Below are 25,471 nucleotides of genomic sequence, written 5' to 3' on the forward strand. Positions count from 1 at the left end.
TTTCCCACCTCGCCGTGCAGCTTAAACAAGTCATCATTGTCCATAAAGCAGGCAATCCCCAAAGCAAAAGTTGGGCCGAAAAGTGCGCTCAGCAGGTAGAAAAACGCGGTGCCCATATATTGCTCGGCCCCAGCGGACCCAAAGATAACCCTTACCCAGTATTTCTGGCGTCAGCCCAGCAACCCATTGACCTAGCTATAGTGCTTGGCGGTGACGGTACAGCCCTCGCTGCCGCCCGCCATTTAGCCCCAGAAAAAATTCCGATTTTGGCGGTGAACGTGGGGGGACATCTAGGCTTCCTCACCGAATCATCGGATGAAATTGATGATTTTGAGGTAATTCTCGACCGTCTGTTGGCAGATCGCTATGCCGTTCAGCAGCGGATGATGCTAGGCGCTTGTATTCACGAAGGCAATCGTAGTAATCGTGAACCGCTTAGTGAGATTTACTGGGCGCTGAATGAAATGTGTGTCAAGCCCGCCTCGCCTGACCGTATGATCACCTCGATTTTAGAAATGGAAATTGATGGAGAAGTGGTCGATCAGTACCAGGGTGACGGCCTTTTAGTTAGCACACCCACTGGAACCACAGGCTACACGGTGGCTGCCAATGGTCCCATTGTGCATCCCGGTATGGATGCCATTGTGGTCACACCGATCTGTCCCCTAAGTTTATCCAGTCGACCGGTGGTAATTCCTTCTGGCAGTGTGGTGAGTATTTGGCCTCTAGCTGACCCGGCGATGACCACAAAACTGTGGATGGATGGCGTTATGGCTACTTCTATATGGCCAGGGCAACGGGTCGATATTTGGATGGCGGAACATATGGCCAAGTTTGTGCTGCTGCGTCAGAATCAGTCTTATTATCAGACGCTGCGGAATAAACTCCTGTGGGCAGGGGCTCGGATCAACTACACCAATAACCATCGCAACTAAGAAGCTGCCAATCTTTAAATTCGCTGCGTATTACCCTGGCCTTTAATCCAACCCTCTACACCGCTACCCGTACGTACCTTAAACCAACGACCCGACTCTTCTAAAACCTCTACGGTTTCGTTGTAGTCTATGCCGTCGATGGTTTCATAGTCTGCTCCTGCACCCGCTCGTACCAGCAATCCAGTGCCATAGGTAACGACCGCCTTGTATAGCACTTTGACCTCAACCGGTGACGGTTCAGGTGCGCTGACTTGAACTGCAGCAGGTTGCTCGGGGGCAGCTTCTTGGGATGCTGCTGCGTCCGGACTAGCATCACTAGCTTGTTGAGCGGCAGGTAGGTCATTTTCATAGACCGGACGCTCTGGCAAGCTTGACAGCTGAGTCAAAAAATATCGGGCCGTTGCTACCCCAGCTAGAGATATCACAAATAATGCGATCGCAACCCCACAGATAAACTTGGAGAAACCGACTAACAAATTTTGCAGGGTAAACTGCTTGGATACCATAGCTGCTGTAGAAAATCAGGGATACTCACAGAGTGTCCTACGGTTATACCGTATTTTTCGATAACTAACTAATGCTTGCCTAGAGTATAAATGCTGATTCTAGAGCGCTAACCTTCTAAATCTTTCATGCGATCGCTTAACATCGACTGCCGTGACGCCAGCCGCGCCTTACCCGATGCCGCCCAAGCCTGAAGCGCATCCACCTGATCCTTAGCCGTACGGGCTAGGGGCACTAGCTGACTAGCCGCCTCTAAAATGTCATCGACAGTGAAATCACGATTTTGACTAAAGCCAATGTGCATCGCCTCAATAATCGCCTGCTCAATTTCAGCCCCAGAGAAATCAGGCGTTTCATAGGCCAAACGACTGGTGTCATAGCTTTTGACATTATGGGGACGCAGCCGACTCAGATGCACATTGAAGATCGCATCCCGCTCAGCCTGACTGGGCAATCCCACAAAGAAAATTTCATCAAATCGTCCACGTCGCAGCAACTCTGGAGGTAGCGCCGCAATATTATTGGCCGTTGCTACCACAAATACAGGCGATGTCTTCTCCGATAGCCAGGTAATAAAGGTGCCAAACACACGGCTTGTAGTGCCAGAATCACCCCGGCCTTCAAACCCAGCAAACGCTTTATCAATCTCATCAATCCAAAGCACACAGGGAGCTAACGCCTCGGCCAGCTGAATCATCTGCCGCGTCCGCGACTCCGACTCACCCACCAAACCAGCAAATAACCGCCCAACATCTAACCGCAATAACGGCAGATGCCAGTGATGTGCGATCGCTTTAGCGGTCAAAGACTTACCTGTCCCCTGAATCCCCACTAGCATTAACCCGCGCGGATGAGGCAACCCATACTGACGAGCCCGCTCAGAAAATGAGCCGCCACGCTTAATCAGCCAGTCCTTCAAATTATCCAAACCACCAATATCAGAGATTTTTTCTGTGGCAGGGTAGAAATCTAGAATTTGAGTCTGACGAATAGTTTGACGCTTCTCTTCTAAAATCAGGTCAATATCATCAGGACTAAACGCTCCATTAGCCGCAATTCCCCGTGCTAGTACTCGCCGAATACGCTCCATGGAAAGGCCCTGACAAGAACGCACCAATGCATCCATTGCTTTAGGCTCTGGTAAATTGCCCATGGCTCCCAGCAAAGTTTCGATTTCGCGCTGAATATCCTCAACAGTCGGCAACGGAAATTCAAGCACCGTGAGCAACTCACTGAGTTCATCAGGAATTGCCAACTGCGCCGATAAAATAATCACATTCTTGGGTTGAGATTTGAGTAATCTGGCAAGATTACGAAGCTTGCGCGAAATAGCAATATCGTCTAAAAAACGATGAAAATCGCGCAGAACTAAAACCGCCGAAGCCGCAGGAGATAACTTCTCAACAAACTCTAGAGCCTGCAATGGATTTCGACGTCCAGCACCAACATCATTGGGATTACCGCGATAGCCATCGACAAAATCCCAGACATAAACAGCCCGATTACCAGTGTTAGCGGCAACCTTGGCAATCGATTCCTCCGCCCGTTCTTCTTCGCGGGTAGGAATATAAATCAACGGGTAGCGTGCCCGAATAAGCAGCCCCAACTCCTCGTAAAATGCCATAGGAAACTAACTGGACTAATCGGAAAGTTGTTGCTTCAAAGCAGAGAGAGCCGCCCAGCGTTGATCGGTCTCTGTCGAAGTCTCATCAGAGGTTAGTGGATTCGCAATTCCCTCACAAGTCTGATCACATAGCTGGCGCTGAGGTATTGCTAGACAGAACTGTTCATAGAGCCACTTAGCTGGTTCAAAATGACCTTGGGGTGGCAAGGTCTCCACAAGGTCATCAAAGCTAACTTCGACTTCTTCAGCGTACTCCTCAGGTTGAGGATCCTGCAGCCAGATAAATTCGGAAGTATCGACCTGAACACGAGCATTATAGTTCTGCAAGCATCGATGGCAGTTCAGAGTAATGATGGCCTCAGCCTGCGCTGAGACTTCTAGAAAATTGCCACGGTGCTGAACCTGAATACGCCCCTTTACTGGCGTCAGAGTCTCTAGACCACTTAGATAATCATGAACCTCAATGGTCCGAGTCTTACTCGGATCTTTAGTCAAATGAGGAATATATATCCGTTGCATGGGCCGCTGCATATTGCTGAGAAGGGCCAAAAACTAACTTTGTAGATTGCTGACATCGTGAAAACCAATCGCTTGTAGGTTTTCATCAAATACGACTATCACTCGTCTTCACCATTGGCCGGTTCTAAACCCCCTAGTGCACGTACCACCAAACGACGATCAGGTTCGCGACCCCGGCTAAAAGTTTCTAAACCACCATAGGCCTTGAGAAACGTATGTACCTGACGTCGCTCTGCGGACGATAAATCAGTTACCTCATGCTCTTCACCGGTGGCCAGCGCCTGTTCAGCCGCCTTTTCGGCAATGGCTTTGAGTTCGTCTCGGCGCTGTTGCCTATAGCCTTGTAACTCAATCGTATAGGACTGCTGCGCATCAGGCTCCTGACCAATATTTAAGACTGTATTCGCTAAGTATTGGATGGCATCTAAGACGCGACCACGATCACCTAACAAACCATCAACCTGAGCCTGGGTCAAAGAGTCATCCTCAATGGTCAGCCAAAAGCTACTATCGCCTAGTTCATCATCTACATGTTGACCAGTTACACTCGCCTCAAGCCCCTGATGCTCTAATAATTGCGATAGCCACTGAATACCACTTTGATCTTGTTGCTCGCCCATAAGTTACTCACACCTGTTCTAGAGCTTTTTATGCCATTCACAAGTGTACCGTCCTCTATCGGTTAGAGACCTTTTTTTTAGAGCCGCCGCCAGATTTCTTATTACCCTTTGAACGGTTAGAACGGTTAGAGCTAGACTTATTGGCCTTAGTAGAACCCTTGGTTGTAGACTTAGCCTGATCACTACGTTTGCCTTTATCAGCAGCAGTAGTTTTTCTAGAACCGGGTTCAAATGCCAATGCACCTCGGTCAGCACTGACCGTCGCCTTCGTTTCCTGCGCATCAACCAATGCTTGAATGTTTTCAGGCAAGGGTTCTTTAGACAAGATAAACGACTGAGCTGTCTGGAAAACGTTGGCCAAAACCATGTAGAGCAAGACGCCAGCAGGCAAGGGGAAGAACAAAAACATGCCTGAGAACAATACCGGAGTCAGCTTAGTAATGGTCTCTTGCTGAGGATTGTCGCTGGAAGATTGTCCCGATAGAAGCTGGTTGACGTAGAGACTGATACCAAAGAACAAAATCATGCCAAGGATATCCCAGTGAATTTCACCGTTATCTCCAAGGGCACCGACACGACCCAGCTCTTCAATGAATAAAAATCCTTTATTGGCAGCTAATCCTTTAACCTTTGCCTGAACGGTGACATCGCCAGGAGCTACAGCTGTGATTTGACCTTTTTCATCAATCTTGATCAAGTCTTGCCCCTTAGTCACCTCCCACATAGGTGAAAAGACGGATGGGTCCTCAGCATATTTATCAGCAAGCTGCTGCACCGATTGACCATCGGGAGTTTGCAAGCGAACGACAGCTGTATCGCCAACACCAATGCGATTACCGCCAGGCAAAACTGCAGAAACAGGAAAATGCTCGCCGTCAGCCAGATACAAATTGGACTGCTTGGCGGCAAATGCTTGAGGCTGGACTTGCTCAATCTCAGCCTGGGGCAAAATTTGCAAATTTACAGGATAGGTAATGTCTGCAAACGGTGATCCACGCAACGTGGCAAACAACGCAAAGAGGATAGGCATCTGCAGGACTACCGGGAAGCAGCCTGCCAAAGGATTACCAAACTCCTTGTAAACACTGCCCATCTCCTCTTGCAGCTTTGCAGGATCATCCTTATATCGTTCTTGGATTTCCTTCACCTTCTTCTGCATCAGAGGCTGGGTAATCTTCATACGACGCATGTTGCGAATTGACCCAGCATTAAGCGGGTAAAGCGCAAAGCGAATTAGAAGAGTTAAAGCCACAATGGCTAAACCATAGCTAGGCACAATCCCATAGAAAAAATCTAGGATTGGCAGCATTATGTTGTTCGTCAGAAATCCAATACCGAAATCCATGCGCGCTTACCGAGCAAATTGCATACCGAACTCTAATGTATCTGAATATTGCAGGTCTTAGGGTTATTCACTGCAAAAAAGGAGTAGTTATTTCACCTAGGTAAAGAAGCTTAGGATCGGTCTTCCACCGCTAAACAGACGGTTATTGCCAATTTAGCCCCGAGCAGAAAGTTATGGTTCTTTAGTCTTGTTTTATTGGCCGACCAGAGTAAAAACAGTGCCTAACCCATAACTTTCAAAATCGATATCTAGGCAGTTAGACCACTCGCTTCTCTAGCTTTAGAGGAGATGTGCTCGGTAATTTTGTCGTAGAGTTCGCGAAAACGAGGCAGAGAGCGTAACTCTAAACGACTACCGTCTTTGAGCTGCACAGCCATATCTCCCCACAGCCCAAAACCACGAGGTATAACAGCGACTCGTGTGACTTCCGAATAGATTAGATCGGTACGATTACGCCCCAGCCAGCCACCTGTGACGGAAATACGACGGCTGGTAATGCGATAGCGAACCCATAAGGCCCGAATGATCGACCCAACGGTCAGAGGAATGAACACTACTGTAATTGCCAATACGCAGTGAAAAATTAAATCGCCAATATGAGGTCCACCCTCGTAGTAAACCTCCTCCTTAATTGCCATGCAGCACCTCCAGCTCTATCAATAACTTTTCTAATTCTCGCAAAAATTCGTTATATTCGCAGGCTGTTGCTGTCGTTCGGACATTAATAACAATCCACCAGTCTCCAGAAACCCTGGGTAGCAACCGTCCAAGAGCTGCATGAATTTGGCGTTTAATGCGGTTGCGCACGACAGCTCGCTTATGCACTTTACGGCTAATGGAAACGCCAAAACGTAAACCCGACGAAGGTCCACTAGATAGACTTTCGTCGGGTGACGGATTTTTTAGGGCTTTAATGGCTAGATAACGCTTGGCGGCACGTTTTCCATGACGATAAACCTTGGAGAACGAACGCGGGGAGCGTAGTCGGTACTGCCTTGGTAATGCCACAGATGCGATCGCAGCTCAGCTAGACTCTAAACAGCTAGACGAGCACGACCTCTTTTACGACGGGCTTGAATAACACGCCGGCCATTTGTTGTACGCATGCGCGTACGAAAACCAGAAACGCGCTTACGCTTGCGAGAGGTACCGCCGAGGGTGCGCTTAGTCATGGAGATTGCTCCTAGGTCTGCTCAAACAAAATACTACTTGCGCCCATTCAGCGCGGCTTTCGATAGTAACACGTTAGAGCTAGGGCTGAAAAGTTAATCTAATCCTGATAAGCGATCAACATTTCCCAAGTACCGATATACGTAGCCAGCTCCTCACCACGAGGGACCACCTGCAGATTTACCCGCTGCATCAGTGCCCGATTAGGATTACGGACCTTCTCAAAGTCAATTACGAACGACGTGTTGGCCGGGATATCTTCAGCCAGATAAATTTCAAGCTTGTCCAGGTCCTCAGACAAATCATTGGCTCCGCTAAAGACCCGATCGTCCCAAAGCACTTCCTCAATCGCAATCTCCTCGCCCACATTACCGATGCGACCATAGCGCACTTTAATGCGGTCTAAGTCAATACGCCCTCTATATCGAGAGAACGCCTCAGGCACAGTCACAATCAGCGCAGAAACAGCAGAGTCAACCTTGTCTCCTTTGACTTCCAACAAATAACTGGCGCGAGTATTACGAGGACTATTGTTGTCCAAACTATAGGACAGACGGTATCGTGACTCTACCCCTCCAATGATGTTGAGACCATCAGAGTCATAGATATCTTGCTGGGCCAAAGTAGGCACATTCACCCCGACTGTAGTGGCTACCGACATCGCTAAGCCAATTAAGCCCAGGCGGATCAACTGTTTTAGCGCCATTTTTAACTCCTCAAGCTCACAAGTAATAAAGCAGAACTCATCTAGAACTATCATGCACGCTGGCCCTCTGCTTCGGCACTGGGGACGGTTTACATGATTGGCTCCATAAAAATACTGCTCTAGAAGGCCTTAGCAGAGTTAACTCAGCAGGCATCTTCTCCATCCAAGAGAACTGCCAAGCAACGCTCCCTAATCCAACTAGAGCCTGTAAATTTACGGAACAAAATTTTTCTTAAGATTAGCACACTCAACTTAAAGACAAAGTTGTTAGCTCTAAATGACTATGAACAGCAACAACATAGTCAGCAACTCCAGCTTCAAATTCACTTTTTAACTCAGAGCAACTATCAGCATCACTTATAAGTTTCGGCACAAAACTTTTCCAGAACTTGTCTAATTTAGATTTCCGTCAAAAAAGATAAACCTTCATGAAGAAGTGCGCACTTTTCAATATTTAAATCGACAAAATTAAAGTACGCTTAGCACTCTCTGCTAAAGGCTTAAAATTTGTTTTTACAAAGCTGAGTGAACACTTCAAGCAATCTCAAGCGACTTGAAATCATGTTTTTCAAGCTTGATGAAGGTTGAAGTCAATCTAGCATTATCTAATTTGTGCATCTAAAAAATCACTGATATCCCTTTGCTTCCAAAGGAGTTAACTGCCAATAGACGTATTGGAAATGACCATTTATGCGTCAGTATAATGACCCATTTTTAAGTTAAGTAAAACCACTAAATCTAAAGTTATTCCTGTCGGATTGAGATCAAAGACGATCCCAACTCCATAGTGTTTTTACAACAATCGTTAGCCCAGTTAGTTAACTAAAAGGATCACTATGACCATTGCACTCGATCAAAGTGCTGTTGACCAACAAACGTCACATCCAAAACCTCCAAAGCGCATCGGCATTCCAAAAGAAGTTACAGACGGAGAATGTCGTATAGCCGCTACTCCTAAAACGGTCAAAAAACTTCAGGCTCTTGGATTCGATGTGGTGATAGAGCAGGGGGCTGGAGAACGGGCCGAGTTCTCAGACCAAGCCTATCGTGAGGCAGGCTGTCAGGTAGTTGCCAACGCTATAGAGCTGTGGCAACAGACTGACATCATCCTCAAAGTTCAGCCACCAGGACATCACCCCGAGCTGAACTGTAGCGAAACCGAACTAGTGCATAGTGGTCAAACCCTAATTAGCTTTCTATGGCCTGCCCAGAACCCTGATTTGCTCAACCAGTTAGCCACCAAACAGGTGACTGCCCTGGCCATGGATTCGGTGCCCCGCATCAGCCGTGCCCAGAAAATGGATGCCCTCAGCTCCATGGCCAATGTAGCCGGGTATCGAGCCGTCATTGAAGCCGCAAATAACTTTGGTCGCTTTTTTACTGGTCAGATCACGGCAGCTGGTAAAGTTCCTCCCGCTAAGGTACTGGTCATTGGCGCTGGTGTAGCCGGTCTTGCAGCTATTGGTGCCGCCAAAAGTCTGGGGGCAATTGTCCGAGCTTTTGACACTCGACCTGTGGTGAAAGAGCAAGTCGAAAGTATGGGTGCCGAGTTTCTGGAGCTGAACTTTACAGAAGATGGCACCGGTTCTGGTGGCTATGCCAAGGTGATGAGTAAGGAGTTCATCGAGGCAGAGATGGCCCTCTTCGCTGCGCAGGCTAAAGAGGTAGACATTATTATTACTACCGCCTTGATTCCTGGTAAAAAAGCACCCCTGCTGGTAACTAAAGACACAGTAGAGCTAATGAAACCGGGCTCAGTCATCGTCGATATGGCGGCTGAGCAAGGTGGCAACTGCGAAGTCAGTCGCGCTGGTGAAGTTTATCGCCACCATGGGGTCACCATCGTTGGGCTAACAGATTTGGCTAGCCGGATGGCGGGACAATCTAGCCAGCTTTACGGCATGAACTTGTACCACCTGTTAAATGACATGGGTGGGGCTGAAGGCTACACCGTGAACTTCGACGATGAGGTGGTTCGGGGTGCCTTAGTGAGTCATGAAGGTCAGGTCACTTGGCCTGCACCCAGACCTGAAAAACCTGCGCCACCTAAGGTTGAAACGAAGACTGAGGAACCTGCTAAGACGGCTGAACCGGATGTACCAGCTGCACCTAAATTTTCATTGCCCTGGACATGGATTGGGGTTGCGATCGCAGCCCTAGCCTTAGTCGGTATTGGTATTAGCGCGCCCTCGTCCTTCCTCTCCCACTTCACCGTCTTCGTCCTGGCTTGTTTCGTTGGCTGGCAGGTGATTTGGAATGTGTCCCCGTCGTTGCATACTCCCTTGATGAGTGTGACTAATGCCATCAGCGGCATCATCATCATCGGCGGCATGTTGCAAATTTCAGGCGAACCGATGTCACCCACAGTCATTTTGGGTGCGATCGCAATCTTTATCGGCACGATCAATATCGCAGGTGGTTTCTTAGTGACCCAGCGGATGTTGAAGATGTTTCGGAAATAGATCACTTCCTGTCGTTAGCTGAGCGGAGTCGAAGCTAACGTTTTTGATTGGCGTTCCCTGAGCGGAGTCGAAGGGGACGCTCACAGACAGTTCTCTACAAGTTTCGTTTCATGTCTAACAATCTTGTTGCGGTAGCCTATTTGGTTGCCATTGTGCTCTTCATTCTCAGTTTGGGTGGTCTTTCTAACCAGGAGTCCGCCAAACGTGGCAATGTCTACGGCATTATTGGTATGGTCATTGCCCTGGTGGCCACAGCTTTAAGTTCTCAATTAACCGCTTACGGTCTACTAGTAGCGGCAATCCTACCTGCAGTAGCCATCGGTGGCCTGGTTGCATCCCGTGTAGAAATGACCGAAATGCCTGAGCTGGTGGCAATTCTCCACAGCTTTGTGGGATTGGCAGCAGTGCTGGTTGGTGTAGCTAGCTATTTACAGCCCGATGTCGACCTGGTAGGCGCTGAAGAAACGATCCACAAGTTGGAAATTTATATTGGCGTTTTTATCGGGGCAGTCACCTTTACGGGCTCTGTGGTCGCCTTTGGCAAGTTGCGGGCAATTATTAGTAGCAAACCGCTGATGTTACCAGCGCGTCATTTGCTCAATATTGCCATGCTGCTTGGCACGGTGGTATTGGGCGTTGGCTTTATGGCCGCTGAGGGTACGGATGGCTTTGGTTATGTGTTGGGAATGGTTGCGATCGCATCTATCCTGGGCATCCACCTAGTCGCCGCCATTGGTGGTGCTGATATGCCCGTAGTGATCTCCATGCTCAACAGCTATTCCGGTTGGGCCGCTGCCGCTGCAGGCTTTATGCTCTCCAATGACCTGCTGATTGTCACGGGTGCATTAGTGGGCAGCAGCGGAGCCATCCTCAGCTACATCATGTGCAAAGCCATGAACCGCTCCTTCTTTAGCGTAATTCTCGGTGGCTTTGGTCAAGGCTCTGGCAAAGGTAGCAGCAAGAGCGTTGAAGGCACCGCCAGCGAAATTGATGTCAACGGCACAATTGAACTGCTAGCCGATGCTCAGAGTGTGATTATCACCCCTGGTTATGGCATGGCCGTGGCTCAGGCACAGCATGCAGTCTCCGAAATTACGCAGCTATTAATGAAGCGTGGCGTCAATGTGCGATTTGGTATTCACCCCGTAGCCGGTCGTTTACCAGGCCACATGAATGTGCTACTGGCAGAGGCTAATGTGCCCTACGACATCGTGTTGGAAATGGATGAGATCAATGACGATTTCCCTGAAACCGATGTGGTGTTAGTGATCGGTGCCAACGATACGGTGAACCCCAGCGCTATGGAAGATCCAGATAGCCCAATTGCTGGAATGCCGGTGTTGGAAGTTTGGAAAGCGCGCCATGTGGTAGTGATGAAGCGCGGCATGTCAGCTGGCTATGCAGGTGTAGCTAATCCACTGTTCTTTAAGGACAACACCCAGATGCTGTTTGGTGATGCAAAAGCCAACACCAATGCGATTTTGGGTCGCTTGCAAGAATCTACGACTGAGCAACCTAAATTGGCAACTGCTTAGGCAAAAAACTTACTTCGAGCCTCAAGAACAATCTGAATAACTAGTCTTTGGCTTTATGACTTTGACCCTGTGCTGGGAAATCTGGCATAGGGTCTATCATCTTATTGCGAATGCGGTTACCCAATGGTGAACAAGCAATACTGGGCGATAAGTTAGAACGCTACTGCTTAAACTTTAAACATCACAAGGGTAAGGATAAAGCTGCACTATTTCGTAAACGTTTAGGCATCACATTAGCCAATAAATTAATTTTAGAAGCAGCATTACTTAATGCAGCTGCAACGCAAGGAGCTATCTTGCGTTGCGATAATGAATTTGGGCAGCAATACAACATCAAGTTTTATCTGGAAACTACGTTTGGCGCATCTTGGGTCCTGAGCTGCTGGATTATTCGAACAGGGAAACATTGCCTAGGTTAACCAATACTTATCCCGTAAGAAAATAGGAGGTTAGCAATGACACTTAATGAGTACGACATTGTAGCTCTAACCGAAGAAATCGAAGCTGAGCATCAAGAAACTAAACAACCTTTGCGCCTACGATGCGGTCAAGTAGGAACTGTCTTGATGACAGTTGAAAACAACTTTTACTTGATCGACTTTGCTGATGATGATGGCCATACTTATGCAATGGAAACTATTCCTGAAAATAAGCTCATGCTTCTGTTCTACGAGCCTATGGCAGCCTAAGGTTTGGCTAGCTTTCCAATGAAAAAGCTCTTTATTGCAATCAACTGTGGTACAGGTCCCTCAGCTAGAGTCACAGCTATTTCCAGAACTTAATTGGACTGCGGCGCAGGTGTTAGCGGGCTAGCAGTTATCTATTTTCTGGGATAAAGGCTTTCTCCATATCTAGGCACTGCCAATCCACCACTCTCTTCTCTGCCGTCGCATCGGCCCGTTGATAATCATCAGGCGTGGGTGGTAGCAGCTTCTTAGTTTTAACGTAGTACATGATGGCTAAGAACTCACGGATTATATGCTTCCGCCATTGTGAAAACTCTAGCCTGACTGGATGGGAAACAACCTCAAATCCAAAATTGCGATAGAGCAATGTCGATCGACCAGTGTGTAACCCATCGGTCACCAGCAAAATTTTAGGCTGAGCTGAGGGGACCTGCTCCAAAGCCATATACCGCTTAGTATAAAAGGCATTTTCCCAGGTGGTCGCTGCACAGGCTTCACCACTTAACTGTGCAGCCGGTACTCCCATTTTTTGAGCAAGATCAACAAGAATCGGTGCGTCGTGAGCACCGCTCATAAATATATGGGGTGCTCGCCCTGCTTTCCACAGTTCTACCGCTGCCTTGGCCCGCTGCTCGTTATAGCCGGTCCCGCTTCCTAGAACAACAATGGCATCTACAGATTCTCCTTTATCTGGCTGGGTCACCAGAACTCGCAAGCCTCGATTTATCCACCAGGGTGATAGCCCCACAACTAGCAAAATACTCACTAGCCAGCGCAGCGCCTGCCGTACCGATGGATAAAAAATGTGCTGGCAGGCTTTGCATTGATAGGGTTGTGGAAATTTAGCCTGGGCTCCATGGGGTTGCACTGAGGAATGGTTGCACCGAGGGCAATGCATAGCGACAAAGTATAGTTAGCCAACAAAAAGCGCTCATTCCCAGGAATGAGCGCTTTTATATTGATACATGTTGGAACTCAAGACATCAGGGTAAGGATAGCTGAGAGCAATATCCTGACTCCGACGTTAAGGCGTTTGATTTGTAAAATCCTGTGGACCAGTGTAGCCAGACGCTGTTGCTAAGGACTGTAGTGACTGAACTCCAGCATAAACCTGGCCATTGACTTCCCAGGTGGGATAACTTTGAACACCCGCTGTCCGACAAGCATTCGGCTGTGGGTCTATGCCTTCTTCATCACACTCGATGTAGTCAATGTGCTCCATTGCTTGCTTACCGAAGAGGGTTTGTTGGGCATGGCAATGGGGACACCACCAAGCGCCATACTTCTTCGCGCCGATAGCGGTTAAGTGCTTAGCTAGGGCAATTTCTGAATCACCTGAAGTGGTCTCTACTGCTGGTGGTGGGTTGCCAGCGGTAAAGGTGTCAGGGTTTTGCGCGTAGGCATACAAACCGGTGGTGGCAATCGTCGCAGCCAGGGCTACTGAAATACCGGGTAACAATAACTGGCCAAAGCTGTCCCAACGATTACCCACCAGGGTCAGCCCCCACAGACCCATGCTGAGTAAGGCTGATAATAAGCAAGGGACACAGGCCTCTTGCAATACACCAAACATGACGTAGAGCAAATAACCACTGAAGATGGTCATTGCAGTACTACCAATAAATAACCCCAGCCAGGTGGGGCCTTCTAAAGACTTGTTTTTGGTAACTACGGGTCCAATGGCAAATGCCCCCATAAGGAAGTATGCGATCGCACCCAGCAATGGCAGCGACAGCCCGCCTAGACGCACATAGGCACTTCCTGCTAAAGCACTATTGCCCTTAAGCATGCAGCCGATAGCCAATAGCATCCCGGCAGCGGACACACCGGCAATCAGATAGCGGGAATTACGATGAATCCAGGTGGTTGGTTGTTTACGTTTACGTGGCATTGGTCGTAAGTGTTTTTGAATAAACGGCTCAATTTAGCGTTGAGTTACCAGTTTTGAGTTGTCAGATTGCATCCTTCCCCTAGAGTGTTCTAAGTAACAAGGCCGCTAATCTACAGCTCAAAATCTAGAACTCATTTCCCTACGTACCCTCAATCGCGTAGGCCAAATTTTGCAACTCTGACATCGGCAGTTCTGCCACTAAGGCATAGAGATAAGTCTCATCACGCCAAAGGACAATGCCAGTGCCATCAGGCTGTTGCAAAGTAAGCTGTGCTGACTGAAATTCAGGAAATTCTTCCTCAGCCAGTGCCAATTGATAGGCAGATACAGTTTGATTTGTCTCTAGCCGATAGGTGAGACGCAATCCTGAGGTTTCGCCAAGCTGGCAATTACTGCCGCCTAGCAGCAGTCCTTGTTTGCTTGGAATCAGCGGCAATGCAGCCACTGTGGTTTGAAATCCCTGCAGTAGCTCCAGGATTTCGCCCGGCTGCTGCACTACAAAATCAACAGGTCCCTCAGGGTTTGTTAGAGAACGCTGGTGGTCTTGTAGTAGCTGACTTAGCCCCGACCAAGTTTGATGAATACCAGCCGAAGCTGGCGTATCTGCTAGCTCGGGCTGATGATACTGAGCCTGGAGGCTACGCACCTGGTTGTTGAGATGCAGATTGGCTACACCAAACGCGATCGCAAATCCAGCCGCCACCGTACTCATTGCCCATGGCAGTCGCAGTCGCAACCGCTTTTTGGGTTTTTGAGGGGTAGCAGTTAGCTGGTGGGCAAGTTCGGCTTGGGCAGCTGAGAGAATTTGCGATCGCAATTCCAGCTCCGGTTCCACCTCATCCAGTCCATAGGGCATCATCGCCAGTGCCTCTTGCAACGAGGTGACTTCTGCTTGCAACTCTGGCTGTTCAGCCAGTAAACTCCGAAACGTTTCCGCCTCCGACGAGGTTAAATCACCGAGCACATACCCAGCAGTCAGCTCTTGAATCTCTTGGGGCGAAAGGGGTGCAGTCATTACAAATCCTCCTTCAGCACATCTAACTGTTTACGCAGCTGCAACAAACCTCGTCGGGCCCAGCTCTTCACTGTCCCGAGAGGCACACCTAAGCGTTCTGCAATATCACGCTGGGACTGGCCCTCGTAATAACTCAGTTCCAGTACCTCTCGTTGTTGTGCCTTTAAGGTGGTCAACGCCTCACGCACCAAGGCACGCTGTTCTTGCTGAGTAATGTGCTTCATGGGGGTAGCCGCGTCAACGCCGGACTGATTTTGATGCCATTGATTCAAATACTTTTGCTGAGTTGATTGGGCTCGCAGCCGATCAATCACCCGTGAACGGGTGACCGTAGTCAAATAGCTAGCAAGGGAACCTCGATGGGGGTTATAGGACCGAGTACGCATCAGCCTCAGAAAAACCTCCTGCGTCAAATCTTCAGCCTCAGAAACTCGTTGCAATCCTTTGAGGGCGATGCCATACACCAAACTGCCGTAGCGATCATAAAGACTCGCTAACGCCGACACATCCCCTTCCCATAAACGAGCCACTAGGGCACCGTCCGCCTTATGCTCCATCACCGATCGAACAGCTTGATTTGTCGCATCTATTGCCCGAGTCACAAGTTCACTAGCCGGTTTTCATTAGGTATACGTCTGCCAATTCATATCGGATGCACTTCTCCAAAACCCCAAAATCTAGAGCCCGCAAACGGTATCGCAGGCAGCATCAAAAAAAGGAGAGCAAATGCTCTCCCCTCTGGACTTAATTTGTCAGGATAATTGTGTGCTAGTTATGTGAGGTCGCCTGTCTACGCTTGCGACTGGCAAATACTAAACCAACAGCGGCCACCAAACCCAAAATAGTCCCCGGCTCAGGTACATCTACCTGCTCAACAGTAATACGAGCCACCTGATAGCCAGGGGCAGTAAAATCGGCCCCCGTAAAGTTCAAGGGCAAACCATTAAACGGACTAGAGTCAGTAGTCGTTAAAATGCGCCCACCGGGGATAAATCCGGGATGAAACGTCACTACCCCATTTTCATCCGTCCCTGTATTGGGAGCCGATTGGCCCAAAAATGCCGTACTAGAAGCCAATTCATCATTCACCTCAGTGCCACCGTCATTGACCTCAGACCCTAAGACAATAAAGTCGGCCCCCAGAAAGTTACCCTCATCATCAAAAATCTCATGGGCTAGGGGATTACCGTTTGCAATAAATGCATCATTACTGGGCAACACCATCGACGCATAGCTGAAATATTGATTGCTAGCATCAACATCAAAAATAAAACTGGTCGATTCACCCACTTCCAAAGGAGGTGGACCATCACTAAGCAACGTACCTTGTACACCATTAGGCTGACGGGTAGCAAAATCGGCTGTCAGGGGCTCGTTGTTGCCATCTTCCACCAGCTCCTCGAATCCAGGAAAAGCATCTAGTGATTCACCGAGATCGTATAGATCAAACGTACCGTCATGGAAGCCAACCCATGCCGGTGTCAGCAAGCTACCGTTAGTCGGCGCTAGGTTTTCGATCGTTACTTTGAGCGTGGCCGCAGATGCCGCTGTTGCCATGGCAGTCATAGTTCCGATGCTGATGACAGCAGCCGTAGCCAGCCGATGGCGGGAGAAAAGCGCAAACATATTCATAGATAGAGCTATAAAACTTCAGCGGAAATATCAACCTGGCTGACGTCGAGAGCGATGGTTTTCTGTAGAAGGAGCTACAGCTGTCAAACTCGTCTGACGCAGATGAGGTTATCCCCCCGATAAGGATTTTTGATGGGTAGCGTAATTTTCTGCTGAGGGGGTTTTGAGAAACCACTGAGAAGGCTGTAACAAAAATAAGGAGTATCTGAGAAAGCCCTGAGCCCTTGGATGTTGACTCAGCACCTGATAAGGGTATTCGCCGAGAAATGACCTGGCGATCGCAATTGCAATCTCTGCTCCCGCCCAAACCATTTGTTCGAATTTCTCACCATCGGTTGCCAAGAAAATGCTGAATGCGATAGTAATACCAGCAACCCCAAAGAACTTTCTATGGCCAACGCCCAGACCAACACTCTGACACTAACCAGTCAGCATGGCTGCTTTGGTGGCACCGTCAGCATCTACAGTCATCCATCTGAACAGTGCCAATGCTCCATGACGTTTGCTGTTTACCTGCCCCCCCAGGCAAAAACCCAACCAGTGCCGGTGCTTTATTACCTATCAGGACTGACTTGCACTGAGCAAAATTTCATCACCAAAGCCGGTGCCCAGCGCTACGCCGCTCAATACGGGCTCATGCTGGTAGCTCCAGACACCAGCCCCCGTGGCGAGGATGTCCCTGACGAAGAAGGCTGGGATTTTGGCAGCGGCGCTGGCTTTTACGTAGATGCGACTGAAGCGCCCTGGGTCAAAAATTACCGCATGTATAGCTACGTGACCGAGGAATTGCCAGGGCTCATCCACAAGAATTTTTCGGTGAATGCCAAGCAGGGTATCTTTGGCCATTCCATGGGCGGTCACGGGGCCTTAGTGTGTGGCCTCCGCAATCCTCAGAAATACCAGTCAATCTCTGCCTTTGCACCGATCAGCAACCCCATGCAATGCGCCTGGGGTCAAAAGGCATTGGGCAAGTATTTAGGAGACGATCAAACCAGCTGGGCCGCTTATGACGCTAGTGAATTAGTCAAACAACGGGCTCAGTCAAAACGACCTATCTTAGTTGACCAAGGTGCAGCCGACCCCTTTCTAGAACAGCAGCAACTCAAACCTGAGGCATTCCAAGCCGCATGCGCAGCCGCAGGACAACCGTTAACCCTAAGAATGCAACCAGGGTATGACCATGGCTACTACTTTATTGCCACCTTTATGGAAGATCACATCAGACACCATGCTGCGATGTTATGCGATTAAGAAGCGCTGCAGCTTAGTTGCCTAATAAGCTGCAGCTTAGTTGCCTAATAAAAAGAGGCCGACTAGGGTAGCGCTATTCCACAGGCTATGAATCAACATCGGGGAGAGTAGATTTCGCGATCGCGCATACACCCATGCCAAAATCGTGCCAAGCAACGTCAGCGGTAGCACCTCTGAAAGACTCAGGTGAGCAGCAGCAAAAATCAAGCTACTCAACAAAATCGCACTCCAAACTGGCATATAGCGTGTGAGGGAGGGGAGTAAAAACCCACGAAACAGCACCTCTTCAAATAGAGGAGCGGCCACAGCAGCAGTGAGAAAAAACAGCAATAAGGCAACGCTGTCGCTTTCTTGTAATACCGTCTGCAACAGAGGATTATTGCCCCCCTGGCCTCGCCAAATTTGCTGATTTAAAGCTGAGATTGCGATCATTAAGGGCAAAGCAACTAAATAGCCTCCGACTCCCCATAGGGGCCAACGGCCAAATAGCTTAAATTGAAACCAGCCTTTGGGTAGGGGTCGATAAGCCCAAATCGAGCCCACCAGCACGGCAATCCCGCTAACGGACATTAGCAGATAAAAAATCATGGCATACAGAGCCCGTCCACGACTACTAGTGGCCGCAAAGCTCATGCCCGAGAGCTGCAGCACAAACGGGATTAGCAGCTGACCAACAAAGAAAAAGCCAACAATCAGCACCTGCCAGATAATTTCACCGTCCCAGGGCACATCCCACGCTGAGAGCGCTTTACCCAACAACGATTCTCCTCGACGGGTAGCCACCTGCACCCCCAGAAAAATCAGTAGCCCCAATCCGATGATGCAGCCAACAACAGGGGCAGTGCCAACAGCGACTAACTTCACTAGCTTGGATTGAGCAGCGGCTTGTTCTTGCGCCTGTAGCTGTGTCAGGTCGACAGAACGGTCGTCTAAGGTATAAAGCTGTTCTAAAGCCCGATACTGAAACCAGCCATTAAGCTGTCTACTGATAACGGTTTCAGTCATTGGGGTAATCGTTGGCGAGGTCTCCCATAATCCCAACACAACGGTGGCCACATCAGCAATTGAGCTATCGCCTTCAGCCAATGGCAGCAAACGCTGGCGGACTTCATTGATATCTTTTTGCTGGGTAGCAATGATGCCTAGCTTTAGGTCAATCTCATTGATCAGCGTTTGCTGCTGGGTGATAGCAGTTTCAAATTTCTCAAGCTGGGGATTGGAGTCATTGTTTTGACTTTCGAGTTGTTTTTGCGATCGCGCCACCCCGGCCATCGCTTCCTGACGCACCGACTTGTATTGCTTGGCTACGGTCTCCAGCGGTTTAGCCCCCAGTAAGGCGTTGCCCAGCTGCTTAAATTCATCACTTTCTAGCTCGTCCCACTCAGACGCTTGTAAAAGCAGATCGCTCTGATAAAGCTGCAGCTGCCCTGTCACCTGAGGCTGGGAAAAGCTTTCGTACAACGATGAAGCTAACACCAGCGCGACAAGGCCGGTCAAAATTGATAAAACAACCCGCTTTAGCGTCATTAGAAATCAAAAGACAATCTAGGCATTATCGCATTTGCTCCCTTTATTAACGACTATTGCCAAGGTTATTAATTCTCTATGGCAAAGTGATTTAATGGTGCCTGAGCTACTTGTATAGACTGATACACGCTCATTTTTTCATCATACCCGCAAGGCTTTAGTCACTATGAGACGTCGACAGTTAATTGGTTATGGCTTGACTGGCGCGGCCAGTAGCGCGGCATTAACGGCCTGTGCTCAATCAACCACACCCACTGCCGCAAGTGATGGGGCCACATTGCCAACGGTGCGATGGAAAATGGCCACTAGCTGGCCCAAATCGCTGGATACGCTCTATGGTGCAGCTGAAATTGTGTGCGATCGCATTGCTGCCATGACCGATGGTCGGTTTACCATTGAACCCTACGCTGGTGGCGAAATCGTTCCTGGCCTACAGGTGCTAGATGCTGTGCAGAATGGCACCGTGGAATGTGGCCACAGCGCAGCCTATTACTATGTCGGCAAAAGCCCAGCCCTAGCATTTGGCACTACTGTGCCCTTTGGCCTGAACGCCCAACAGCAGAACGCCTGGCTCTACCACGGCGGAGGATTAGAAGCCATGCAGAAGCTCTATGCAACTTTTAATGCGATTACCTTTCCAGCCGGCAATACCGGAGTCCAAATGGGGGGGTGGTTTAATAAAGAGATCGCAACAGCTGCAGACCTCAAGGGACTCAAAATGCGGATTCCTGGCTTAGGTGGCAAGGTCATGGCCAAATTAGGCGTAAACGTTCAGAATCTCCCCGGCAGCGAAATTTTTGTGGCCCTGGAACGGGGGACTATTGACGCCGCTGAATGGGTTGGCCCTTACGACGATGAAAAATTAGGACTCCAAGACATCGCTCAGTTTTATTACTATCCCGGGTGGTGGGAACCCGGTCCCTCTTTTGACATGATGATCAATATGGATGCCTGGACATCCTTACCACCAACCTACCAAGAAGTCGTTAAGACCGCCTGTATAGAGTCGAATATGAGTACTCTGGCCAAATACGATGCCGTCAATGGAGCCGCTCTCAAAAGCCTGCTCGACTCTGGAGCTCAGCTCAGACCGTTCAGCGACGAGATCCTGGCCGCTGCTGAAAAAGCCGCCTTTGAAATCTACGAAGAAACCGCCAGTCAGGATGCCACCTTTAAGGAGATCTACGATCAGTGGAAGTCCTTCCGTGATTCTGTCTATAGTTGGAATCGACTTAATGAGTTAGGTTTCGCAGGGTTTGCCAACCAAGAAGCTTAGCAGTAAGCCACTAAATATCAACTTACAATTCGGCAGCAGTTCACAGCTGTTTTCTTTAGAATTCCGCTCTTTTGTGACGCAGTTGCAGAGTTGGTTAGGACTATTGAGAGACCGAAAATATCACTACTAACAGTATTTTCCTTCGTCTTCCGTCCTCACTCTTCCGTCCTTCGCCATCGTCGTAGCCTAGTTTATCGTGCTTATGGTTGCTTCGCTACAACACAACCTGCTGCTACTGCAAAGCTGATAGCCGCGATTAACAACGATACGGTCAAACCAAGATTGGCTCCCACACCACTCAATACACTGATGGCAACAGCTCCACCGCTGAAGTAGAGACCGGTCCCTAAGCCTGCTTTTGAGGCGGGCACCATCGATAGGGCATAGGGTAAGGTGCCATTGGCAACCAGGCTAAAGGCAATGCCGATTGCGATCGCAACCACAACCGCCACCCCTGCCGACCCCATCATCATGGTCACACCTGTAGCCACGATCAATCCAACAAAACCAAAGAACATCGCTGTCCGATTCCCCAAACGTGTAGCCAACTGACCACAGGGCAACGCACTCAGCGCCACTGTGACAAATAGCACCACCATGATCAACTTTGGCTGACTAAAACCAGTTGCCGCTACTGCTGCAGAAAAACTCTGCAGCAATAACCGTAGCCCTGAAGCCACACCTACTCCCGTCATAAAGACCCAAGGCAAATTTGCCCATTGCATCGGCGCATTAGCTCCCACAGACAAAGGAGAATTAGCCACCGTTTTATTTGGGTGAACCTGCCTTAGCACCAAGGCTGCTAATAGCAACACCACCGTACCAATCGAAAATGCAGTCAGGGGACCTAACCCTAAAATAAAATCACTGGCGATGGGTGCCATAGCGCCGGTCACTCCACCTACCATCGTCAAAACACTAGCAGCTTGAGGTAAGTCAGACTCAAACGCATAGCGCCCTAGCAGCGATAAGGCAGGGCTGCGAAAAATGGTCATCGCCAATGCCCAAGCTACTAGAGCTACAGGCATTAGCAATTTCAACGATAGACCGCCAAGCACAACCAACGGGATACCCATAAAGCAAAGAGCAGAAGCAATCATGCCCAGAGCAATTTGCGGAAAACGACTGCCTACCCAATGCTGACGCTGGTCAGAGAAACTCCCCATCAGGGGTTCCATCAATGCCCCCATGGCATTTTCAATCACCAATAGCATTGTGGCTAAACTGGCTGAAAATCCCAGAGCCAGTAATAAATCATCCAAGTAGAGATTGTAAATCACCCAAGTCAGGGAAATCGCCCCTTGGACAGCCGCTAGGCCTAAGACCTGCAACCAGAGAATTCGTCGTCCTACTAAAGCTGAAGTACCCATACGCATCACCTTATAAGTCAATAACAGGGACCTAAAGCAGCAACACCTTGCAAGATGAACACATTGAAATCAACTTAGCGTGCTTACAAAGAATAGTCATTCATGATTTACGGGGTATTTCTGGCCAGTGGGGAACTACCCCAATCGGCAATAGCATAGCGTTCCAGCCAATAAAGCAAATGAATAGAACGCTCTAGTGTTTTCACCGCTTGGCATTAAACCAGGTTTTTAGGGCAGCGCAGCCCGTTGATGTAGTGGAGTTTTTTCACCTGACTACCCCACACGTCATATAAATCTTACTTACCAAGAACTAGCTTGACAGCAATGCTCTGATAAACAGCGAGAACCATACATTCTCAACATCTACATAACCATCACTTCACTATGTAGAGCCGATCAATCAGTAAATCTGGCCCAATAGCTGATGCTTACTGATGCTTAGCAAAAACTTTTAGTCATTTTCAAACAGGGAACTTCTAACCTCTCTGAATTGTCATATCAAGTTACGTAAATTTTCACATAGCTGTTCTCCTGGTGACTAAAGCTTAGCAAGTACACCCTATAAGCAAAAATTCTAGAGCTACCAAAATCTCTCAGAGGGCTCCTCAACATAGAATTCAGTATTGGATATCCCCCTCAGCTTTTCCAATTCTAGGGACATTTATCTTAAGTCCATCAAGCTGAGTGAATATACGGGGATCAGACAGCATATTTGATACTGCTTATACAAGCTCTCAGAAAATCATTGAAGAGAGGTAATTCACCTCTGGAATTCAATAGATAGCCAACAATAATCTGCGATGAATCAAGCTACGAAACCTAGAAAAAGAATAGCAGTGAAGTTTCCATCTACAAAAAACAACACTCTCATTAAAGTCTTAAAATACAGCTTATTAGCAGGACTTTCAGTTTTCATCACATCTCATTCTTTAACTCAAATAATAACGCCTCCCAAAATCCCTCAAAACATAGGTTTTATCAGTCCCAAAAAAACTTACTATCAAGCCCATAAAGACAACTACAACACGCTATTCTTTGGCTCTAGCAGAGTCTTAAATCACATCAATCCAGAAGTCATCGATCAAGTAGCTAAATCAGAAGGTTTAGAGATTAGCAGTTATAATTTTGGCATACCTGCTATACGAGAAATACACAGCTATGTTCTTCTGAGAGACGTGCTGCAAGATGCACCAGAACATTTAGAGTGGGTATTTATTGAAATCTCGTTAGATAAGGGATATGAGCCTATTGCCAATGCTCGAACAAAACGCTCAATTTACTGGCATACTTTCAGCAATACACGCATCGCAATTGAATACATCATCAATTCTGAGGAATCGGCATTCAACAAAGCTATTTTAATTAGCAGTCACATCCTCCCGTATATATATCATCAATTAAATATAGGTATTATTTCCAATCACCTATGGCCCTCAGAAACTCAAAGCTTAGAAAGCCAAAGAGATCAGAAAATATATGAAGCCAATAAGGGTTTTCTAGGCATAACCAGCAATCATTACAATGACTTAAGACAGTTATTTTTAGCTGACCAATTCGATTATCAAAAAGATGTCAAAAAACTGATTAATTACCACAAAAATAGAACAGAAAAAGATAATGATCTACCTGACAATAAGCGTATTTTACTAAGTAAGATCATAGACACGGTCCATGCAGCAGGAGCAACTCCATTTTTTATCATTACACCGACATTAAATACTGCTCAAGATTTATATCAAGCTCATGAGGAAGATTTAATTCCTACTTTATTTGCCTATAACAATCCATCTGATTATCCACAATTTTATGATGCAGAGAATCGCCATGATCCAGAGCATCTAAACATTCAAACTGCTAATAATTTTAGTCAAGAGCTAGCACAAGATTTTATTCAGGCAATTAAAACTAAAAATTTCTAAACTCAATTAACTGTTTAAGTTCAGGATCTATAATTTTTAGTTTTTATCATTATGATTTTTACAGAATTTAGATTTATTCTGTTTTTTATATTGGTATTTTCAATCTATTGGAAATTGCCAAACAAAACCTGGAAGAAGCTTTGGTTACTTATTTGCAGTTACATATTCTATGGGATATGGGATTGGAGATTTTTATCCCTTATTATTGGCTCTACTTTTGTAGACTACATGACAGGGCTTAAAATCTATGATAGTAATACTCAAATCGCCAAAAAAGCCTGGTTGACACTCAGTCTATCTATTAACCTTGGAATTCTTGGTTTCTTCAAATACTATAATTTCTTTGTTGATTCACTGGTCCATCTATTTGACACCACAGGCCTGTCATTCAACTCAATTAATATTAATATTATCCTGCCTGCTGGCATCAGTTTTTATACATTACAAACCCTCAGTTACTCACTAGATATCTATTTTGGTAAGCTGACGCCCCAAAAAAACTTTTTGAATTTAGCGTGCTTTGTCGCATTTTTCCCTCAACTTTTAGCAGGTCCTATTGTTCGAGCATCAGACTTTCTGCCTCAACTCACAGCTATTCAAAAATTTAGAAATGTCAATGTAAAAGCCTGTTTAGTGCTCTTTATAGTAGGCTTCTTCAAAAAGGCATGTATATCGGATAATTTAGCGCCCTTTGTAGACAATTATTTTTCAGCAGTTGATAGCTACACCGCTTTAAGTGGCTGGTTGGCAACTATGTCCTATGCTGTTCAAATTTATTGTGATTTTTCTGGTTACTCTGATATGGCCATCGCCTGCGCAGGGTTATTAGGCTATAACCTCTGTGTCAATTTTGATGCCCCATATTTCTCAAGTAGCATCACAGAATTTTGGAGAAGATGGCACATTAGCCTATCAAACTGGTTAAGAGATTACTTATACATTCCTTTAGGAGGAAATCGTGATGGCACAATTGCTACATACCGAAACCTGATAATCACTATGCTGATTGGTGGTCTCTGGCATGGAGCTGCTTGGAGATTCGTTGTCTGGGGAGCACTTCATGGGATTGCACTAGTGTGTCATAAGGAGTGGAGTCAGCTTTGGAATAAGAAAAGCCTAATTAATCAAACCTCTAAAATTTGGGGAGTTGGTATCACTTTTTATTGGGTATGTTTCACATGGATTTTCTTTCGCGCTAATAGCTTTATCGATGCATTATCAGTCGCCAAAGCGTACGTCTTATTTCAATCTCCAGGTAGTCAACAACTTGAGCCCCGTCTTTGGTTAATTTTGGTCGGTCTTGCAGCGTTACATTGGGTATCTGCTCGCATGTCCTGGACACAGATCATCGAAAAACTGCCTAATCAGGTATTCGCCATCGGATATGGATACACGGTGGCAGTCGTCATGCTGCTGATGTCCACAGGCTATGCACCGTTTATATATTTCCAGTTTTAGTAGGGTTTTCCAGTTGCTTCCCTAGA

The 25,471-nt window shown here is 47.6% G+C and carries 26 protein-coding genes; 9 read left to right on the top strand and 17 right to left on the bottom strand.

Annotated features, from left to right (window positions below; all coding sequences use genetic code 11):
- Positions 1-14 precede the first annotated feature (14 nt).
- The gene (locus N836_RS46860; RefSeq protein ID WP_023071601.1) at positions 15-935 is read left to right on the top strand and encodes an NAD(+) kinase; all 921 of its coding nucleotides are present in this window, start codon (positions 15-17) and stop codon (positions 933-935) included.
- A gap of 14 nt (positions 936-949) precedes the next feature.
- Here N836_RS46860 and N836_RS46865 read toward each other — a convergent pair whose 3' ends face one another.
- From N836_RS46865 to N836_RS73000, 9 genes are all read right to left on the bottom strand, one after another.
- Positions 950-1,441: an SH3 domain-containing protein gene (locus N836_RS46865; protein WP_023071602.1), complete on the bottom strand. Its 492-nt coding sequence runs from the start codon at positions 1,439-1,441 to the stop codon at positions 950-952.
- Positions 1,442-1,548: 107 nt separating this feature from the next.
- Positions 1,549-3,063 carry an AAA family ATPase gene (locus N836_RS46870; protein ID WP_023071603.1) on the bottom strand — a complete coding sequence of 505 codons (1,515 nt, stop codon included), beginning with the start codon at positions 3,061-3,063 and terminating at the stop codon, positions 1,549-1,551.
- 15 nt (positions 3,064-3,078) lie between these two features.
- On the bottom strand, positions 3,079-3,582 hold the full coding sequence (locus tag N836_RS46875) for a YceD family protein (RefSeq protein WP_023071604.1): 504 nt from the start codon (positions 3,580-3,582) through the stop codon (positions 3,079-3,081).
- 98 nt (positions 3,583-3,680) lie between these two features.
- Positions 3,681-4,202: a Jag family protein gene (locus N836_RS46880; protein ID WP_023071605.1), complete on the bottom strand. Its 522-nt coding sequence runs from the start codon at positions 4,200-4,202 to the stop codon at positions 3,681-3,683.
- A 55-nt stretch (positions 4,203-4,257) separates the two neighbouring features.
- Positions 4,258-5,547, bottom strand: a complete 1,290-nt coding sequence (yidC, locus tag N836_RS46885; protein WP_023071606.1) for a membrane protein insertase YidC — start codon at positions 5,545-5,547, stop codon at positions 4,258-4,260.
- Positions 5,548-5,795: 248 nt separating this feature from the next.
- Positions 5,796-6,185, bottom strand: a complete 390-nt coding sequence (locus N836_RS46890; protein ID WP_023071607.1) for a PH domain-containing protein — start codon at positions 6,183-6,185, stop codon at positions 5,796-5,798.
- Positions 6,175-6,555: a ribonuclease P protein component gene (rnpA, locus tag N836_RS0137420; RefSeq protein WP_031292032.1), complete on the bottom strand. Its 381-nt coding sequence runs from the start codon at positions 6,553-6,555 to the stop codon at positions 6,175-6,177. The genes N836_RS46890 and rnpA overlap by 11 nt, the downstream gene beginning before the upstream one ends.
- Before the next feature lie 26 nt (positions 6,556-6,581).
- On the bottom strand, positions 6,582-6,719 hold the full coding sequence (rpmH, locus tag N836_RS74480; protein ID WP_071789030.1) for a 50S ribosomal protein L34: 138 nt from the start codon (positions 6,717-6,719) through the stop codon (positions 6,582-6,584).
- Positions 6,720-6,817: 98 nt separating this feature from the next.
- The gene (locus N836_RS73000) at positions 6,818-7,423 is read right to left on the bottom strand and encodes a DUF2808 domain-containing protein (RefSeq protein WP_161634942.1); all 606 of its coding nucleotides are present in this window, start codon (positions 7,421-7,423) and stop codon (positions 6,818-6,820) included.
- Between the two features lie 836 nt (positions 7,424-8,259).
- Here N836_RS73000 and pntA point away from each other — a divergent pair.
- The 4 genes from pntA to N836_RS46915 all read left to right on the top strand — a co-directional run bounded on the left by pntA (position 8,260) and on the right by N836_RS46915 (position 12,109).
- The gene (gene pntA, locus N836_RS46900) at positions 8,260-9,885 is read left to right on the top strand and encodes a Re/Si-specific NAD(P)(+) transhydrogenase subunit alpha (RefSeq protein WP_023071610.1); all 1,626 of its coding nucleotides are present in this window, start codon (positions 8,260-8,262) and stop codon (positions 9,883-9,885) included.
- 110 nt (positions 9,886-9,995) lie between these two features.
- Positions 9,996-11,420, top strand: a complete 1,425-nt coding sequence (gene pntB / locus N836_RS46905) for a Re/Si-specific NAD(P)(+) transhydrogenase subunit beta (RefSeq protein ID WP_023071611.1) — start codon at positions 9,996-9,998, stop codon at positions 11,418-11,420.
- A 110-nt stretch (positions 11,421-11,530) separates the two neighbouring features.
- Positions 11,531-11,839, top strand: a complete 309-nt coding sequence (locus N836_RS46910) for a DUF6883 domain-containing protein (RefSeq protein ID WP_023071612.1) — start codon at positions 11,531-11,533, stop codon at positions 11,837-11,839.
- A 36-nt stretch (positions 11,840-11,875) separates the two neighbouring features.
- On the top strand, positions 11,876-12,109 hold the full coding sequence (locus tag N836_RS46915; RefSeq protein ID WP_023071613.1) for a DUF4926 domain-containing protein: 234 nt from the start codon (positions 11,876-11,878) through the stop codon (positions 12,107-12,109).
- 127 nt (positions 12,110-12,236) lie between these two features.
- On the opposite strand, the gene N836_RS73005 is transcribed toward N836_RS46915, so the two are convergent.
- The 6 genes from N836_RS73005 to N836_RS46935 all read right to left on the bottom strand — a co-directional run bounded on the left by N836_RS73005 (position 12,237) and on the right by N836_RS46935 (position 16,986).
- Positions 12,237-13,004, bottom strand: a complete 768-nt coding sequence (locus N836_RS73005; protein WP_081716811.1) for a YdcF family protein — start codon at positions 13,002-13,004, stop codon at positions 12,237-12,239.
- Positions 13,005-13,130: 126 nt separating this feature from the next.
- The gene (locus tag N836_RS46920; RefSeq protein WP_023071615.1) at positions 13,131-13,997 is read right to left on the bottom strand and encodes a vitamin K epoxide reductase family protein; all 867 of its coding nucleotides are present in this window, start codon (positions 13,995-13,997) and stop codon (positions 13,131-13,133) included.
- Positions 13,998-14,136: 139 nt separating this feature from the next.
- A complete protein-coding gene (locus N836_RS73010) occupies positions 14,137-15,012 on the bottom strand; it encodes an anti-sigma K factor (protein WP_023071616.1) in 876 nt (291 codons plus the stop codon).
- The gene (locus tag N836_RS46925; protein ID WP_031292038.1) at positions 15,012-15,614 is read right to left on the bottom strand and encodes a sigma-70 family RNA polymerase sigma factor; all 603 of its coding nucleotides are present in this window, start codon (positions 15,612-15,614) and stop codon (positions 15,012-15,014) included. The genes N836_RS73010 and N836_RS46925 overlap by 1 nt, the downstream gene beginning before the upstream one ends.
- A 166-nt stretch (positions 15,615-15,780) precedes the next feature.
- Positions 15,781-16,644, bottom strand: a complete 864-nt coding sequence (locus tag N836_RS46930) for a spondin domain-containing protein (protein WP_023071618.1) — start codon at positions 16,642-16,644, stop codon at positions 15,781-15,783.
- A 108-nt stretch (positions 16,645-16,752) separates the two neighbouring features.
- A complete protein-coding gene (locus tag N836_RS46935; protein ID WP_023071619.1) occupies positions 16,753-16,986 on the bottom strand; it encodes a hypothetical protein in 234 nt (77 codons plus the stop codon).
- 48 nt (positions 16,987-17,034) lie between these two features.
- Here N836_RS46935 and fghA point away from each other — a divergent pair, with 48 nt between their 5' ends.
- Complete coding sequence (fghA, locus tag N836_RS46940) at positions 17,035-17,895, top strand: S-formylglutathione hydrolase (RefSeq protein ID WP_023071620.1); 861 nt, start codon at positions 17,035-17,037, stop codon at positions 17,893-17,895.
- Positions 17,896-17,931: 36 nt separating this feature from the next.
- Here the strand turns inward: fghA and N836_RS46945 are convergent, their stop codons facing one another.
- Complete coding sequence (locus N836_RS46945; RefSeq protein ID WP_023071621.1) at positions 17,932-19,422, bottom strand: CPBP family intramembrane glutamic endopeptidase; 1,491 nt, start codon at positions 19,420-19,422, stop codon at positions 17,932-17,934.
- 166 nt (positions 19,423-19,588) lie between these two features.
- Between N836_RS46945 and N836_RS46950 the strand changes: the two genes are divergently transcribed.
- Positions 19,589-20,698 carry a TRAP transporter substrate-binding protein gene (locus N836_RS46950; protein WP_023071622.1) on the top strand — a complete coding sequence of 370 codons (1,110 nt, stop codon included), beginning with the start codon at positions 19,589-19,591 and terminating at the stop codon, positions 20,696-20,698.
- A gap of 200 nt (positions 20,699-20,898) precedes the next feature.
- Here the strand turns inward: N836_RS46950 and N836_RS46955 are convergent, their stop codons facing one another.
- Positions 20,899-22,068 carry an MFS transporter gene (locus tag N836_RS46955; protein WP_023071623.1) on the bottom strand — a complete coding sequence of 390 codons (1,170 nt, stop codon included), beginning with the start codon at positions 22,066-22,068 and terminating at the stop codon, positions 20,899-20,901.
- Positions 22,069-22,868: 800 nt separating this feature from the next.
- Between N836_RS46955 and N836_RS46960 the strand changes: the two genes are divergently transcribed.
- A complete protein-coding gene (locus N836_RS46960; RefSeq protein WP_152532088.1) occupies positions 22,869-23,987 on the top strand; it encodes a hypothetical protein in 1,119 nt (372 codons plus the stop codon).
- 51 nt (positions 23,988-24,038) lie between these two features.
- A complete protein-coding gene (locus N836_RS46965; RefSeq protein WP_023071625.1) occupies positions 24,039-25,445 on the top strand; it encodes an MBOAT family O-acyltransferase in 1,407 nt (468 codons plus the stop codon).
- Positions 25,446-25,471: the final 26 nt, after the last annotated feature.

This window comes from Leptolyngbya sp. Heron Island J (assembly GCF_000482245.1).
Taxonomy (GTDB): Bacteria; Cyanobacteriota; Cyanobacteriia; order Phormidesmidales; family Phormidesmidaceae; genus Leptothoe.